This is a genomic window from Streptomyces sp. NPDC028314 (genome assembly GCF_055565795.1).
This window is the reverse complement of the sequence record NZ_JBVHTP010000002.1, coordinates 515,384-530,158: the sequence shown is the minus strand read 5'-3', so window position 1 is coordinate 530,158 and position 14,775 is coordinate 515,384. Positions and strand designations below refer to the sequence as shown.

16 protein-coding genes are annotated in these 14,775 nt (G+C 71.9%); 7 read left to right on the top strand and 9 right to left on the bottom strand.

What is annotated here, in order from left to right; translation table 11 throughout:
- Positions 1–164: 164 nt before the first annotated feature.
- The 3 genes from nhaA to ACZ4TG_RS06675 all read left to right on the top strand — a co-directional run bounded on the left by nhaA (position 165) and on the right by ACZ4TG_RS06675 (position 3,138).
- Positions 165–1,661, top strand: coding sequence for a Na+/H+ antiporter NhaA (gene nhaA / locus ACZ4TG_RS06685; RefSeq protein WP_468160222.1), 1,497 nt, complete (start codon positions 165–167; stop codon positions 1,659–1,661).
- A 62-nt stretch (positions 1,662–1,723) separates the two neighbouring features.
- Positions 1,724–2,182 carry a phage holin family protein gene (locus tag ACZ4TG_RS06680; protein WP_468160221.1) on the top strand — a complete coding sequence of 153 codons (459 nt, stop codon included), beginning with the start codon at positions 1,724–1,726 and terminating at the stop codon, positions 2,180–2,182.
- Positions 2,179–3,138: an alpha/beta fold hydrolase gene (locus tag ACZ4TG_RS06675; RefSeq protein ID WP_468160220.1), complete on the top strand. Its 960-nt coding sequence runs from the start codon at positions 2,179–2,181 to the stop codon at positions 3,136–3,138. The genes ACZ4TG_RS06680 and ACZ4TG_RS06675 overlap by 4 nt, the downstream gene beginning before the upstream one ends.
- Before the next feature lie 385 nt (positions 3,139–3,523).
- On the opposite strand, the gene ACZ4TG_RS06670 is transcribed toward ACZ4TG_RS06675, so the two are convergent.
- The 3 genes from ACZ4TG_RS06670 to nth all read right to left on the bottom strand — a co-directional run bounded on the left by ACZ4TG_RS06670 (position 3,524) and on the right by nth (position 6,526).
- Complete coding sequence (locus tag ACZ4TG_RS06670) at positions 3,524–4,726, bottom strand: MarP family serine protease (protein ID WP_468160454.1); 1,203 nt, start codon at positions 4,724–4,726, stop codon at positions 3,524–3,526.
- A 13-nt stretch (positions 4,727–4,739) separates the two neighbouring features.
- Entirely contained in the window at positions 4,740–5,549 is an 810-nt protein-coding gene (locus ACZ4TG_RS06665; protein WP_468160452.1) for an NUDIX hydrolase, read from the bottom strand.
- Between the two features lie 116 nt (positions 5,550–5,665).
- Positions 5,666–6,526, bottom strand: coding sequence for an endonuclease III (nth, locus tag ACZ4TG_RS06660; RefSeq protein WP_468160450.1), 861 nt, complete (start codon positions 6,524–6,526; stop codon positions 5,666–5,668).
- Positions 6,527–6,792: 266 nt separating this feature from the next.
- Here nth and ACZ4TG_RS06655 point away from each other — a divergent pair, with 266 nt between their 5' ends.
- A complete protein-coding gene (locus ACZ4TG_RS06655) occupies positions 6,793–7,467 on the top strand; it encodes a Crp/Fnr family transcriptional regulator (protein WP_003981529.1) in 675 nt (224 codons plus the stop codon).
- 141 nt (positions 7,468–7,608) lie between these two features.
- Positions 7,609–8,430 carry a nucleotidyltransferase domain-containing protein gene (locus ACZ4TG_RS06650; RefSeq protein WP_468160219.1) on the top strand — a complete coding sequence of 274 codons (822 nt, stop codon included), beginning with the start codon at positions 7,609–7,611 and terminating at the stop codon, positions 8,428–8,430.
- On the opposite strand, the gene ACZ4TG_RS06645 is transcribed toward ACZ4TG_RS06650, so the two are convergent.
- The 5 genes from ACZ4TG_RS06645 to ACZ4TG_RS06625 form a co-directional block, all read right to left on the bottom strand.
- Positions 8,427–8,738 carry a hypothetical protein gene (locus ACZ4TG_RS06645; protein WP_468160218.1) on the bottom strand — a complete coding sequence of 104 codons (312 nt, stop codon included), beginning with the start codon at positions 8,736–8,738 and terminating at the stop codon, positions 8,427–8,429. The two genes, ACZ4TG_RS06650 and ACZ4TG_RS06645, sit on opposite strands and share 4 nt — an antisense overlap.
- Positions 8,735–9,580: an MBL fold metallo-hydrolase gene (locus ACZ4TG_RS06640; RefSeq protein ID WP_468160217.1), complete on the bottom strand. Its 846-nt coding sequence runs from the start codon at positions 9,578–9,580 to the stop codon at positions 8,735–8,737. Before ACZ4TG_RS06640 ends, ACZ4TG_RS06645 begins: the two co-directional genes overlap by 4 nt.
- Positions 9,577–10,500: an NUDIX hydrolase gene (locus tag ACZ4TG_RS06635; protein WP_468160216.1), complete on the bottom strand. Its 924-nt coding sequence runs from the start codon at positions 10,498–10,500 to the stop codon at positions 9,577–9,579. The genes ACZ4TG_RS06640 and ACZ4TG_RS06635 overlap by 4 nt, the downstream gene beginning before the upstream one ends.
- Before the next feature lie 462 nt (positions 10,501–10,962).
- Entirely contained in the window at positions 10,963–11,436 is a 474-nt protein-coding gene (locus ACZ4TG_RS06630; protein ID WP_468160215.1) for a RidA family protein, read from the bottom strand.
- Positions 11,433–11,597, bottom strand: coding sequence for a DUF4177 domain-containing protein (locus ACZ4TG_RS06625; RefSeq protein WP_107089134.1), 165 nt, complete (start codon positions 11,595–11,597; stop codon positions 11,433–11,435). The genes ACZ4TG_RS06630 and ACZ4TG_RS06625 overlap by 4 nt, the downstream gene beginning before the upstream one ends.
- 72 nt (positions 11,598–11,669) lie before the next feature.
- On the opposite strand from ACZ4TG_RS06625, the gene bagA reads away from it, so the two are divergent.
- Positions 11,670–12,656, top strand: coding sequence for an ATPase BagA (gene bagA, locus ACZ4TG_RS06620; protein WP_468160214.1), 987 nt, complete (start codon positions 11,670–11,672; stop codon positions 12,654–12,656).
- A gap of 8 nt (positions 12,657–12,664) precedes the next feature.
- A complete protein-coding gene (bagB, locus tag ACZ4TG_RS06615) occupies positions 12,665–13,999 on the top strand; it encodes an ATPase BagB (protein ID WP_468160213.1) in 1,335 nt (444 codons plus the stop codon).
- A gap of 57 nt (positions 14,000–14,056) precedes the next feature.
- Here bagB and ACZ4TG_RS06610 read toward each other — a convergent pair whose 3' ends face one another.
- The gene (locus ACZ4TG_RS06610; protein WP_030299276.1) at positions 14,057–14,407 is read right to left on the bottom strand and encodes a WhiB family transcriptional regulator; all 351 of its coding nucleotides are present in this window, start codon (positions 14,405–14,407) and stop codon (positions 14,057–14,059) included.
- Positions 14,408–14,775: the final 368 nt, after the last annotated feature.

Sequence of the window (14,775 nt, the reverse complement as noted above, 5' to 3'; positions counted from 1 at the left end):
GCGTCCGGCGCACAACGCGCCGGGCGCCCTCCGCCCGTTTAAGGTGAAGATCACCCGATACGACTGCGGACCCTGTAAAGTAAGAGAAGCGTCAATATTTGATGCTCTCAAGCTTCAAAGCTCTCAGGGTGCGCCGGGAAGTCTGGTCGGCAACAGCGTTCGTCATGCCGTCGACCACCCGGAGGTGTCCCATCGTGGCCACGCCCACGCCGCCCACGCCTACGCCTACTCCCGGCCGCAAGCTGCTCGGACGGCTCTCACTGCCCGAGCGCCGCTTCGTGGCCGACGCGCTGCGCGCCGAGACCGTCGGCGGCGTCCTGCTGCTGATCGCCGCGATCGCCGCCCTCATATGGGCGAACATCCCCGCCCTCTCGGACAGCTACGACAGCGTCCGGTCCTTCCACATCGGCAGCGCCTCCCTCGGCCTGGACCTCTCGCTCCAGCACTGGGCGGCCGACGGGCTGCTCGCCGTCTTCTTCTTCGTCGCCGGCATCGAACTCAAGCGCGAACTCGTCGCCGGCGACCTGCGCGACCCCAAGGCGGCCGCCCTCCCCGTGATCGCCGCGATCTGCGGCATGGCCGTGCCCGCGCTGGTCTACGTCCTGGTCAACGTCCTCGGAGACGGCTCGACCGACGGCTGGGCCGTCCCCACCGCCACCGACATCGCCTTCGCGCTCGCCGTCCTCGCGGTCATCGGCACCTCCCTGCCGTCCGCGCTGCGCGCGTTCCTGCTGACCCTCGCGGTCGTCGACGACCTCTTCGCCATCCTGATCATCGCGGTGTTCTTCACCAGCGACATCAACTTCCTCGCGCTCGGCGGGGCCGCCGCGGGCCTGGTCCTCTTCTGGTTCCTGCTCCGCATGGAGGTCCACGGCTGGTACGTCTACGTCCCGCTCGCCCTGGTCATCTGGGGCCTGATGTACAACAGCGGGGTCCACGCCACCATCGCCGGCGTCGCCATGGGCCTGATGCTCCGCTGCTCCCGCCGGGAGGGCGAGCGGCACTCCCCCGGCGAGCACATCGAGCACCTCGTACGGCCCGTCTCCGCCGGGCTGGCCGTGCCCATGTTCGCCCTCCTGTCCGCCGGCGTCTCCCTCTCCGACGAGTCCATCGGCCAGGTTTTCACCCGGCCCGAGACCCTCGGCGTGGTCCTCGGCCTGGTCGTCGGCAAGACGGTCGGCATCTTCGGCGGGACCTGGCTGGCCGCCCGGTTCACCAAGGCCGAACTGAACGAGGACCTCGCCTGGCCCGACGTACTCGCCGTGGCCTCGCTCGCCGGCATCGGCTTCACCGTCTCCCTGCTGATCGGAGAGCTCGCCTTCACCGGCGACGCCACCCTCACCGACGAGGTCAAGGCCGCCGTCCTGCTGGGCTCGCTCATCGCCGCGATCGTCTCGGGCGTGATGCTGAAGATGCGCAACCGCAAGTACAGGGCGCTCACCGAGGCGGAGGAACGCGACGACGACCTCGACGGAATCCCCGACATCTACGAGCAGGACAACCCCGAATACCACCTGCGGATGGCGCGGATCCACGAGGAGAAGGCCGCGGAACACCGCCGCAAGGCCGAGGAGGCGGCGCTCTCGGCAGCGGACTCCGCCACGACCGGCGCGGCCGAAGCGGGCACCGGGGGCCGCACCGGAGGCGACCGTCCGGCATGATCTGACTGACGGAGGACAGCCGTCGACGACGGACGCATGACGGACGACTTAGGGAGAGAGCGATGAGCGCAGTGGACCAAGGGCCGCAAGGAGCCGAGCGCACGCTGGGCCAGCTGGTCGCCTCGGCCACCGCCGAGATGTCCGCCCTGGTGCACGACGAAATCGCCCTCGCGAAGGCGGAGCTGCGCCAGGACGTCAAGCGCGCGGGCATCGGCGGCGCCGCGATTTCGATCGCGGGAGTGTTCGCGCTCTTCTCCCTGCCGGTGCTGAGCTTCGCCGCCGCCTACGGGATCCACAACCTCGGGCTCGGGCTCGCGTGGTCCTTCCTCATCGTCGGCGTCGCGTTCCTGCTGCTCGCGGGCCTGCTGGCGCTGATGGCCGTCTCGAAGTTCAAGAAGGTCAAGCCGCCGGAGAAGTCCATCGCCTCCGTCAAGCAGACCGCGGCGCTGGTCGGGACCGTCAAGCCGCATCCGCGCGCGGTGAGTGACAACGCTGTGGGTGTGGCACGCTCGTCCTCATGACAGCGCCCTCGCCGGACTCCGGCACCCCGCCCACGGCTGCCTCGGCGGTACGGCTCGACCTCCCCGGCGGACGGTCGGTGACGCACCGGGACGTCGCGGCCAACGGGGCGCGGTTCCACGTGGCCGAGCTGGGCGACGGGCCGCTGGTGCTCCTGCTGCACGGCTTCCCGCAGTTCTGGTGGACCTGGCGGCACCAGCTGACCGCCCTCGCCGACGCCGGGTACCGCGCCGTGGCGATGGACCTGCGCGGGGTGGGCGGCAGCGACCGCACCCCGCGCGGCTACGACCCGGCGAACCTGGCACTCGACGTCACCGGGGTCATCCGGTCCCTGGGCGAGCCGGACGCCGCGCTCGTCGGGCACGACCTGGGCGGCTACCTCGCCTGGACGGCGGCCGTGATGAGGCCCAAGCTGGTGCGCCGGCTGGTGGTCTCGTCGATGCCGCATCCGAGGCGCTGGCGCTCGGCGATGCTCGCGGACTTCGGACAGACCCGGGCGAGCTCCCACATCTGGGGATTCCAGCGGCCGTTCATCCCCGAGCGGCAGCTGGTCGCGGACGACGGGGCGCTCGTGGGGCAGCTGATCCAGGACTGGTCCGGGCCGGTGCCTCCGGCCGAGGAGGACCTGGCCGTGTACCGGCGGGCGATGTGCATCCCGTCCACCGCGCACTGCTCGATCGAGCCGTACCGCTGGATGATGCGGTCGATGGCCCGGCCGGACGGGCTCCAGTTCAACCGGCGCATGAAGCGGCCGGTTCGGGTGCCGACGCTGCACCTGCACGGCTCGCTGGACCCGGTGATGCGCACGCGCAGCGCGGCCGGTTCGGGGGAGTACGTCGAAGCCCCTTACCGCTGGCGGCTGTTCGACGGGCTCGGGCACTTCCCGCACGAGGAGGATCCGGCCGCGTTCTCGGCGGAGCTGGTGAACTGGCTCAAGGACCCCGAACCCGACCGCTGATCGGCGTTCTGACGGACCGGCAGCCTTCCAGTGTGCTCGTCCTACGAACATTCAATTGCCCGGCGCATAGGCCAATTGGCCGCCCCTGACGGGATTACCGACCTTGGGCCCCGGGCACAGCTCGAGGTATGGGCTGGACGCACGACTACGGTGACACCGCACACGAACGCCGCTCGGCCGAAGCGCCGGGCACCCACGAGAGGGCGGGCCGGGAAGGCCACGACCTCCGACTCGGGATTCCGCGCATCCTGCGCCGCCGCGCCCGCTGGGTATCGGCGCGCCTGCGCCATCCACGGATGTAGGAGCTCCCACGGCTGTGGGGGCTCCCGCCGCCCGGGCGTACGGGTACCCGTACGAGGTGTACGGATACCCGCGCCCGCTCGGCTCAGAGGGCGCAGCCCTGGCTGTCGACCCGCCGCTCGGCGCTCTTCCCGACCCGGATGTCGTCGCGGATCTCGTCCGCCGTCAGGGCGTAGCCGGTGTTCGGGTCGTCCAGCGACTTCGCGAAGACGACCCCGTACACCCTGCCGTCGGGCGTCAGGAGCGGACCGCCGGAGTTGCCCTGGCGGACGGTCGCGTAGAGCGAGTAGACGTCGCGCCGGACGGTGCCGCGGTGGTAGATGTCGGGGCCGTTGGCGTTGATGCGGCCGCGGACACGGGCCGCCCGGACGTCGTACGCGCCGTTCTCCGGGAAGCCAGCGACGATCGCGTCGCTGCCGCTCGACGCGTCCTTCTCGGTGAACTCCAGCACCGGGGCCTTCAGCTTGGGCACGTCCAGTACGGCGATGTCGCGCTCCCAGTCGTAGAGCACGACCTTGCCGTCGTAGAGCTTGCCCTCGCCGCCGACCTGCACGGTGGGCTCGCCGACGCCGCCGACGACGTGCGCGTTGGTCATCACCTTGCCGGGGGCGAAGACGAAGCCGGTGCCCTCCAGCACCTTGCTGCAACTGGGCGCGGTACCGACGACCTTCACGATCGAGCGCTTGGCCTGCTCGGCGACCGGGCTGCGGGCGAGGCCCGGGTCGGGCGCCTTCACCTCGGTGATGGGCTCGTTGGAGAACGGGCTGAACACCTGCGGGAAGCCGTTGCGCGCCAGGGTGGAACTGAAGTCCGAGAACCAGGTGTTCGCCTGCGCGGGCAGCACCCGCGACACGCCGAGGAGCACCTTGGAGTTGCGGACCTCCTTGCCCAGGGTGGGCAAGGAGGTGCCGGCGAGCGCGGACCCGATCAGCCAGGCCACCAGCAGCATCGCGACGACGTTGACCAGCGCCCCGCCCGTCGCGTCGAGGGCGCGGGCCGGGGACCAGGTGATGTGGCGTCTGAGCTTGCTGCCCAGATGCGTGGTGAAGGCCTGGCCGATCGAGGCGCAGACGATGATCACGACGACGGCGACGACCACGACCGTGGTGGTCACCTGGGTGCCGTTGTCGGTCACGCGGTCCCAGATCAGCGGCAGCAGGGACACGGCGATGAGACCACCGCCGAGGAAGCCGATCACCGACAGGATGCCGACGACGAACCCCTGGCGGTAGCCGACGATCGCGAACCACACGGCGGCGACCAGCAACAGGATGTCCAGCACGTTCACGAGGGTCACCGTCTCATGCGCGCCAGTCGAGCGGGACCTGACGTGAGCGGTCCCACGGGCGCTCCCAGCCCGCGAAGTGCAGGATCCGGTCGATGACCCCGGCCGTGAAACCCCAGACCAGAGCCGATTCCACGGTGAAGGCCGGGCCCCGGAAGCCGCCCGCGTGGACCACGGTGACCCGGTGATCGGGATCCGTGAGATCCGCCACGGGAACCGTGAAGACCCGGGCCGTCTCCGCCGGGTCCACCACGCCGACCGGGCTGGGATCGCGCCACCACCCGAGCACCGGGGTCACCACGAACTCGCTGACCGGGATGTAGAGGCGGGGCAGCACCCCGAAGAGCTGGACCCCGGCGGGGTCCAGGCCGGTCTCCTCCTCGGCCTCGCGCAGCGCGGCGCGCAGCGGGCCGGTGGTGTGCGGATCGCCGTCCTCGGGGTCGAGGGCGCCGCCGGGGAAGGACGGCTGGCCCGCGTGCGAGCGCAGGCTGCCGGCGCGTTCCTGGAGCAGGAGTTCGGGGCCGCGGGGGCCCTCGCCGAAGAGAATCAGCACGGCCGACTGGCGGCCCCGGCCGTCCTCGGGGGGCAGGAAGCGGCTCAGCTGGGGGGGCCGGACCGTGCGGGCGGCCTCGACCACGGGCTCCAGCCATGCCGGAAGCCCCTGGGTGCTGATGGTGACGCCGTCGCGCGGGGCTGCGTACGGCTCGCCGTGCCGGGCCTGCGGGCCCTGGCCGTGCTCGCCGTGCTCGCCGTGCTCGCCGTGCTGCACGGGCGGCGCGCCCAGCGGGGTGCCCGCCATGCTCTCGTCCCTCGTACCCCGCGTCATAGGCATCCCTGCTCCCTGCCGTTCCCGGCACCGGCGACACTCGGCACAACGCGCTCCGCCGCCGGATTCGTTCCTCCGCGAGCCCCGTGCGGGACCCGGGCCGTGCTGCCGTGCTGTCAGGGCGCCGGGGCGCCCAGGGGGGACGCCGGGAGGCCCGGGTAGTCCGGCGGGGGGCTCAGCCGCTGGCCCGGCTGGCCGCCCTTCTCGTACTTGAGCAGCTTCTTCGCCTTCTCCGGGTCGGTCTCGCCCTCCCCGTACGCCGGGCAGAGCGGGGCGATGGGGCAGGCGCCGCAGGCCGGCCTGCGCGCGTGGCAGATCCGGCGGCCGTGGAAGACGACCCGGTGGGACAGCATCGTCCACTCGCTCTTCGGGAAGATCGCGCAGATCTCCGCCTCGACCTTCTCCGGGTCCTCCTGCTCGGTCCACTTCCAGCGGCGCACGAGGCGGCCGAAGTGGGTGTCGACGGTGATGCCCGGCACCCCGTAGGCGTTGCCGAGGACGACGTTCGCCGTCTTGCGGCCCACTCCGGGCAGGGTGACCAGGTCCTCTATCCGGTTGGGCACCTCACCGCCGAAGTTCTCGGACAGGGCCTTGGAGAGGCCCAGGAGCGACCTCGACTTCGCACGGAAGAACCCGGTTGGCCGGATGAGCTCCTCCAGATCCTCGGGAGCGGCCGCGGCCATGTCCTCGGGGGTCGGGTAGGCGGCGAAGAGGGCGGGGGTCGTCTGGTTCACCCGCAGGTCGGTGGTCTGCGCCGACAGGACGGTGGCGACCAGCAGCTCGAAGGGGTTGCGGAAGTCCAGCTCCGGATGGGCGTACGGGTACACCTCGGCCAGTTCCCGGTTGATCCGGCGGGCTCTGCGGACCATGGAGAGGCGGGATTCCGGCTTCGGCGCCTTCAGGACCTTCGCAGACGCGGGTTTCTTGGCCGAAGCTTTGCCCTCGGCGCGGGGCGGGGCCTCCGAGGACACCTCCATGGGGGCTTGTTCGCCCACGGCTGAATTCTGGGCCGCCGTCACTGCTGCGGACCCCTTGGCCTGTGCTCTCACCGGCTTATTGGACACCCGGCCAGCCTAAGGCCGGGCGCTGACACCCGCCCGGACCTCAGGTAACACCACCCCGATTGGTCCCTCGCCGCACAGCACACCCGTACGTCCGGCATCCTTGTGATTGATCGCACTGTTTGAGCCGTCCGGCAAAATGGGGAGCGGTCCCCTGGCTGGTCGACATAGGAGAGAGACTCGTGGACGACGTTCTGCGGCGCGCCCCGCTCTTCGCGGCGCTCGATGACGAGCAGGCCGCGGAGCTCCGCGCCTCCATGGGCGAGGTGACCCTCGCACGCGGTGACGCCCTGTTCCACGAGGGCGATCCCGGCGACCGGCTGTACGTCGTGACCGAGGGCAAGGTGAAGCTGCACCGCACCTCCCCCGACGGCCGCGAGAACATGCTGGCCGTCCTCGGCCCCGGTGAGCTGATCGGCGAGCTCTCGCTCTTCGACCCGGGCCCGCGCACCGCCACCGCGACCGCCCTGACCGAGGTCAAGCTGCTCGGCCTCGGGCACGGCGATCTCCAGCCGTGGCTGAACGCCCGGCCCGAGGTGGCCACGGCGCTGCTGCGCGCCGTCGCCCGGCGCCTGCGCAAGACCAACGACCAGATGTCCGACCTGGTCTTCTCCGACGTACCCGGGCGCGTCGCCCGGGCGCTCCTCGACCTGTCGCGCCGGTTCGGCGTGCAGTCGGAGGAGGGCATCCACGTGGTGCACGACCTCACGCAGGAAGAGCTGGCCCAGCTCGTCGGCGCCTCGCGCGAGACCGTGAACAAGGCGCTGGCCGACTTCGCCGGCCGCGGCTGGCTGCGGCTGGAGGCGCGTGCGGTGATCCTGCTGGACGTGGAGCGGCTGGCCAAGCGCTCCCGCTGACGCCGTCCGAACCGTGCTCCGAGGGGTCCTGCCGTGCCGGCGGGGCCCCTCCGCCGTTTCCGGGTGCGGCGCCACGGGCACCGGGGCGGCCGTCCTGTCGATCGCGAGAAGCCCGGCCGGGGGAAAGGGCGGAGTGGACACATGGAGGAGCACAGAGGGCTGGACCCGTACGGCTGCTTCGAACGCGAGGGCTCGCTCGGCCGGGTGCAGGCCGGGTTCGCGCCGGTCGTGGCGGCCGCGCGCGAGCGGATCGCCGAGGCGTACGGGAAGCGGCTGCACAGCGCCTACCTGTACGGGTCCGTCCCGCGCGGGACGGCCCGGCCCGGGCGCTCGGACCTGGACCTGCTGCTCGCCCTGCACCGGGAGCCCGGGGACGAGGACCGGGACACCGCCGAGGTGCTCGGCCGCAGCCTCGACGAGGACTTCCCGCAGATCGACGGCGTGGGCATCCTGCTGTACGGCAAGGACACCCTGCTGAGCGAGCAGGAACGTTACGACCTGGGATGGTTCCTCGCCTGCCTGTGCACCCCGCTGCTCGGCGCCGACCTGGCCGAGCACCTGCCCCGGTACCGGCCGGACGCCGTGCTCGCCCGGGAGACCAACGGCGGGCTGGCCGAGCTGCTCCCCCGCTGGCGGTCCCGGGCGCGGGCGGCCTCGACCCCCGCGGAGCAGCGCAGACTGAGCCGGCTCTTCGCGCGGCACCTGGTGCGCACCGGGTTCACGCTCGTCATGCCCCGGTGGGGCGGCTGGACCAGCGACCTCGCCGAGTCCGCGGAGATCTTCGGCCGGTACTACCCCGAGCGCGCGGCGCAGATGCGGGCCGCGGCGGCCGTGGCACTGGACCCGGTCGCGGACCCCGAGGTCGTGCGGGCGTACACCGAGGACCTCGGGCCGTGGCTCGCGGACGAGTACACCGCCCGGTACGGACCGAAGACGCCGCGCCAGGCCCTGACCGGAGCCTAGGCCTTCTCTTTCGGGACGGCCTGGGCGGTGAGCGCCTCGACCGCCTGCTTGGCCTCCAGCAGGCCCGCGCCCGTCACGCGCCGGTAGACGCGGATGGCGTCGATCTCGCGGCCGTCGCGGACCAGCGCCCGGACCTCGTCCAGCCCGGCGCGCTCCGGCTCCTCGATGTCGAAGTGCTCCAGGACCAGGCCCAGGCGGCGCTCCAGGCGCTCCGCCCTGCGTTCCAGGGCCTTCATGCGCAGCGTCACCGTGGAGGTGATCCAGCCGGCCGTGGCGATCAGCGCGAGCAGAAGAAACAGCGTGGTCATTCAGGGCCCCCAGGGATCAATCCGTGATCTTGAAGATACTCGAGCTGCGCCCGGACGGACCATTCCGCCGCCGGCCACAGGGAGCGGTCGACGTCCCCGTAGACCTGGGCGACCACCGCCTCGGGGGTGACGAACCCGTTCTCCACGGCGGTCTCGACCTGGGCCAGCCGGTGCGCCCGGTGGGCCAGGTAGAACTCGACCGCGCCCTGCGCGTCATCCAGGACCGGGCCGTGGCCGGGGAGCACCGTGTGAACCCCGTCGTCGACCGTCAGCGAGCGCAGCCGGCGCAGCGAGTCCAGGTAGTCGCCGAGCCGCCCGTCGGGGTGCGCGACGACGGTCGTGCCGCGGCCGAGGACGGTGTCGCCGGTCAGGACCGCCCGGTCGGCGGGCAGGTGGAAGCAGAGCGAGTCCGAGGTGTGGCCGGGGGTCGCGACCACGCGCAGCTCCAGACCGCCGACCCGGATCACGTTCCCGGCGGCCAGGCCCTCGTCGCCCAGGCGCAGGGCGGGGTCGAGGGCGCGGACCTTCGTACGGGTCAGCTCGGCGAAGCGCGCGGCGCCCTCGGCGTGGTCGGGGTGGCCGTGGGTGAGCAGGGTCAGCGCCACCCGCTTGCCGGCCTTCTCCGCGGTGTCCACGACGGCCCGCAGGTGCGCCTCGTCCAGCGGGCCGGGGTCGATGACGACGGCCAGGTCGGAGTCCGGTTCGGAGACGAGCCAGGTGTTGGTGCCGTCCAGGGTCATGGCGGACGCGTTCGGGGCCAGGATGTTGACCGCCCGGGCGGTGGCGGGTCCGGAGACGACCGTTCCGCGGGGCTGGCCGGGCAGTGCGGCGGCGTCGGTCATGCGGGGGCTCCTCCGGGGTGTCCGAGGTGGACGCGCTTGGTGAACTCGTCGTGGCCCGGCCAGCTCAGTACCAGCTCACCGTCCACCAGGGCGGCCTGGGCGAGCACCGGGGCCAGGTCCTGGCCCGTGGCACCGGTCAGGGCCTGCGCGGCGCTCTCGTACGGCTCCAGGGAGCGCAGCGTGGAGATGGTGGGCGGCATCATCAGCAGCTCGCCCTTGTCGTAGCCGGCGGCGGCGTCCGCGGGGCGGATCCAGACGGTCCGGTCGGCCTCGGTGGAGGCGTTGCGGGTGCGCTGGCCCTCGGGGAGGGCGGCGACGAAGAACCAGGTGTCGTAGCGGCGGGGCTCGAACTCCGGGGTGATCCAGCGGGCCCAGGCGCCGAGCAGGTCGGAGCGCAGCAGGAGGCCGCGGCGGTCGAGGAACTCGGCGAACGACAGTTCCCGGGCCACCAGGGCCTGCCGGTCGGCCTCCCAGTCGTCGCCGGTGGTGTCGGTGACGACACGGTCGGGGGCCTCGCCGGCCAGCAGCACGCCGGCCTCCTCGTACGTCTCCCGGACCGCTCCGCAGACGATCGCCTGGGCGGTACGGGGATCCGTGCCGAGCCGAGCCGCCCAGTCCTCCAGGCCCGGGCCGGCCCAGCCGATGAGGTGCTCCTCGTCGCGGGGGTCGACGCCGCCGCCGGGGTAGGCGTAGGCACCGCCCGCGAAGGCCATGGAGGCCCGGCGGCGGAGCATGTGCACGGCGGGGCCGGTGTCGGTGTCCCGGAGCAGCATGACGGTGGCGGCGCGTTTGGGCGGGACGGGGGTGAGGGAGCCGTCCGCGAGGGCCCGGATGCGGTCGGGCCACTCCGGGGGGTACCACTGGCCTCCGGCGGGGGTGGGGCCGGTGGGGGTCTGCTGTCCGTGCTCACCGTTCGGCATGGCGGGATGCTACGGGGATCCGGCCCGATGTTCGAGACCGGTGCCCTGGCCGGGTCGTTTGACGGGGCTCGGCCTGCCCCTGCCCTGGCCGGGCTTCGGTCGCGGCTCGGGCTGCCCCCGCCCTGGCCGGGCTTCGGTCGCGGCTCGGGCTGCCCCCGCCCTGGCCGGGCTTCGGTCGCGGCTCGGGCTGCCCCCGCCCTGGCCGGGCTTTGGTCGCGGCTCGGGCTGCCCCCGCCCTGGCCGGGTTGGTTTGCAGCTCCGCTGCTGCGGGGCGCCTCAAGCGCCGGCGGGGCTGGGTTGGGCTGCGGGTTGGGCGGGGTGCCGGTGGCGCCGTCGGGGTGGGGGAAAGACACCCGACCCACCACCCCAGCCCCGCCGGCGATTGAGGCGACACGCAGCAGCCGAGCTGCAGAACAGGCCCGGCCCGGCAGGGGCAACCCGACCCCACCGACCCCCGGAGGGTCAGGCGTCGGGGGTCAGTTCCACCTGGAACTCGACCTCCACCGGCGCGTCCAGCGGCAGGACCGCCACGCCGACCGCGCTGCGGGCGTGCACGCCCTTGTCCCCGAGCACCGCACCCAGCAGCTCGCTCGCACCGTTCAGCACGCCCGGCTGACCCGTGAAGTCCGGGGCCGAGGCGATGAAGCCGACGACCTTGACGACACGCGCGATCTTGTCGAGGTCACCGACCACCGACTTGACGGCGGCCAGGGCGTTCAGCGCGCAGGTGGCGGCCAGCTCCTTGGCCTGCTCCGCCGAGACCTCGGCGCCGACCTTGCCGGTGACCGGCAGGCTGCCCTTGACCATCGGGAGCTGGCCGGCGGTGTACACGTACACGCCCGACCGCACGGCCGGCTGGTACGTGGCCAGCGGCGGGACGACCTCCGGCAGCGTCAGGCCGAGCTCGGCCAGCCTCGCTTCGACGATCCCGCTCATGCCGACTTCTCCCGCTTCAGGTAGGCCACGAGCTGCTCGGGGTTGTTCGGCCCGGGCACGACCTGGACGAGCTCCCAGCCGTCCTCGCCCCAGGTGTCCAGGATCTGCTTGGTGGCGTGGACCAGCAGCGGGACGGTCGCGTATTCGAACTTCTTGGTCATGGGAGCGAGCGTAGTGCCTGAGGCACAGGGCTCATGCGCGACCCGAAGCGCGAGTGGTTAGGCTCGGACGCTGTGAGCAGGCTCCAGGTGGTCAGCGGCAAGGGCGGCACCGGCAAGACCACGGTCGCCGCCGCACTCGCGCTCGCCCTCGCACGCGAGGGCAGGCGGACTCTTCTGGTGGAGGTCGAGGGCAGGCAGGGGATCGCGCAGCTCTTCGGGGCGGAGGCGCTCCCGTACGAGGAACGGAAGATCGCCGTCGCGCCCGGTGCGGGCGGCGGTGAGGTGTACGCGCTCGCCATCGATGCGGAACGGGCGCTTCTGGACTACCTCCAGATGTTCTACAAGCTCGGTTCGGCCGGCCGCGCGCTCAAGAAGCTCGGCGCGATCGACTTCGCGACGACGATCGCGCCGGGTCTGCGGGACGTGCTGCTGACCGGCAAGGCGTGCGAGGCGGTGCGGCGCAAGGACAAGGCCGGGCGGTACGTCTACGACCACGTGATCATGGACGCGCCGCCGACCGGGCGGATCACCCGCTTCCTGAACGTCAACGACGAGGTGGCGGGGCTGGCCCGGTTCGGGCCGATCCACAACCAGGCGCAGGCCGTCATGAAGGTGCTCAAGTCCCCGGAGACGGCCGTCCATCTGGTCACGCTCCTGGAGGAGATGCCGGTACAGGAGACCGCCGACGGGATCGCGGAACTGGAGGCGGCGGGGCTGCCGGTGGGCCGGGTCGTCGTGAACATGGTGCGCCCGCACCACCTGGACGAGGATGCCCTGCGCGCGGCGGCCGGCAAGCGCCGCGCCGACGTGGCGAAGGCGCTGTCCCGCGCGGGGCTGGGCGGCGCGCGGCGCGGGGGGCTCGCCGAGCGGCTGGTGGAGCCGCTGCTGACGCAGGCCGCCGAGCACGCGAGCCGGGTGGAGCTGGAGCGCGCGCAGCGCACCGTACTGGAGGGGCTGCGCGTGCCGACGTACGAACTCCCCCTGCTCGGCGCGGGGATGGATCTGGCGGGGCTGTACGAGCTGGCGACGGAACTGCGCAAGCAGGCGGGCGAGGAGTGAGCGGGGCCATGGGCGCGAGCACGGACAGGGGCACGGGCACGGGCATGGACACGCCGCCGCAGCTGGCGGTGGACGCGCTGCTGGACGACCCGCAGACCCGGATCATCGTGTGCTGCGGCGCGGGCGGGGTCGGCAAGACCACCACCGCCGCGGCGCTGGGCGTCCGGGGGGCGGAGCGCGGCCGGAAGGTCGTCGTGCTCACCATCGACCCGGCGCGCAGGCTGGCGCAGTCGATGGGCATCGATTCGCTGGACAACACCCCGCGCAAGGTGCGGGGAGTGGCGGGGGACGGCGGTGAACTGCACGCCATGATGCTGGACATGAAGCGGACCTTCGACGAGATCGTCGAGACGCACGCGGAGGGCGAGCGGGCGCAGGCGATCCTGGCGAACCCCTTCTACCAGTCCCTGTCGGCCGGTTTCGCGGGCACGCAGGAGTACATGGCGATGGAGAAGCTGGGCCAGCTGCGGGCCCGGGACGACTGGGATCTGATCATCGTCGACACTCCGCCGAGCCGGTCCGCGCTGGATTTCCTGGACGCGCCGAAGCGGCTGGGGTCCTTCCTGGACGGGAAGTTCATCCGGGTGCTGATGGCTCCGGCCAAGGTCGGCGGGCGGGCCGGGATGAAGTTCCTGAATGTCGGCATGTCGATGATGACGGGCACGCTGAGCAAGCTGATGGGTGCCTCGCTGCTGAAGGACGTACAGACCTTCGTGGCGGCGATGGACACGATGTTCGGCGGTTTCCGCACGCGCGCGGACGCGACCTTCCGGCTGCTCCAGGCTCCCGGTACGGCCTTCCTCGTGGTCGCCGCGCCCGAACCGGACGCCTTGCGCGAGGCCGCGTACTTCGTCGAGCGGCTGGCGGCGGAGCGCATGCCGCTGGCCGGCCTGGTGCTCAACCGGGTGCACGGCAGTGGCGCCGACCAGCTGTCCGCCGAGCGGGCGTTGGCCGCCGCAGAGAATCTTGAAGAAGGCGGCATTGTCGATCAGGAGTCCGGGAAAGCTGGACTTCGTGGCTCGGCCGCGGAGGCCGCCGCCGCGGACCCGCAGACTCCTGGAACCGGCTCCCCCGGCACCGACACCGACACCAACGCCGACGTGGACGTGGACGAGATCGACGGAATCGATGAGATCGACGAGATCACGGCAGGCCTGTTGCGCCTGCACGCCGAGCGGATGCAGGTGATCGCGCGCGAACAGCGCACACGCGATCGCTTCACCTCGCTGCACCCCGAGGTGGCGGTGGCCGAAGTGGCCGCCCTGCCCGGCGATGTACACGACCTCGCCGGGCTGCGGGCCATCGGAGAGCGACTCGCGGCCGGGGTTCCGGCCGGAGCGTAGGTCTTCGTACGCAACACCCCGCGCGGGGGCGTCCGTAGGCGGTACCGCGCGGGTGATCTACCCGGCGGCCGCGTACGTCTCGTACGGGACGTCGATCTCCGCATCGACATCCACGGTGAGGATGCCTGTACTGCGCTCGTACTCAGTGCGGGCGGTTTCGAGCAGCCGTCGCCACGAGGTGACGGTGGGACGCCTGCGCAGCAATGCGCGACGTTCCCGCTCGGTCATTCCGCCCCACACTCCGAACTCGACACGGTTGTCGAGCGCGTCGGCCAGGCATTCGGTCCGCACCGGACATCCGGTGCACACCGCCTTGGCCCTGTTCTGTGCCGCTCCTTGAACGAACAGTTCATCCGGATCGGTAGTGCGGCAGGCTGCCTGCGCACTCCAGTCGGTAACCCAGCCCATCCCGGCGCCGTCCTCTCCCGAATCGAGGCTCCCCCACGGCGGTAGCGGCATATTCACCGCTGCCAGTTGAGGACGTTACGGAAGGAGGACACAGTGCAACACCCCCGCTGGGCCCAATCTTGAATGGTCCGAACGGACTATGGGTAAGCGGCAGATCACCCGACGGAGTGATCCGGCGACATGCCCGGCCATTCCGGCGATTCGGGTGAAATCGGCGGCGGACCATCAGGGCGAGCGGCGAGATTCGGACATCAGTCCACCCCATTCGGGAAGGGTGAAAATCAAGCCGAGGGGTTGATGTCGTGCCGCGCTGCTGTGACAGTTGGGGACAGCTTAGGCCAAGGCATTCGCGTGTGTCCGGCGAATGA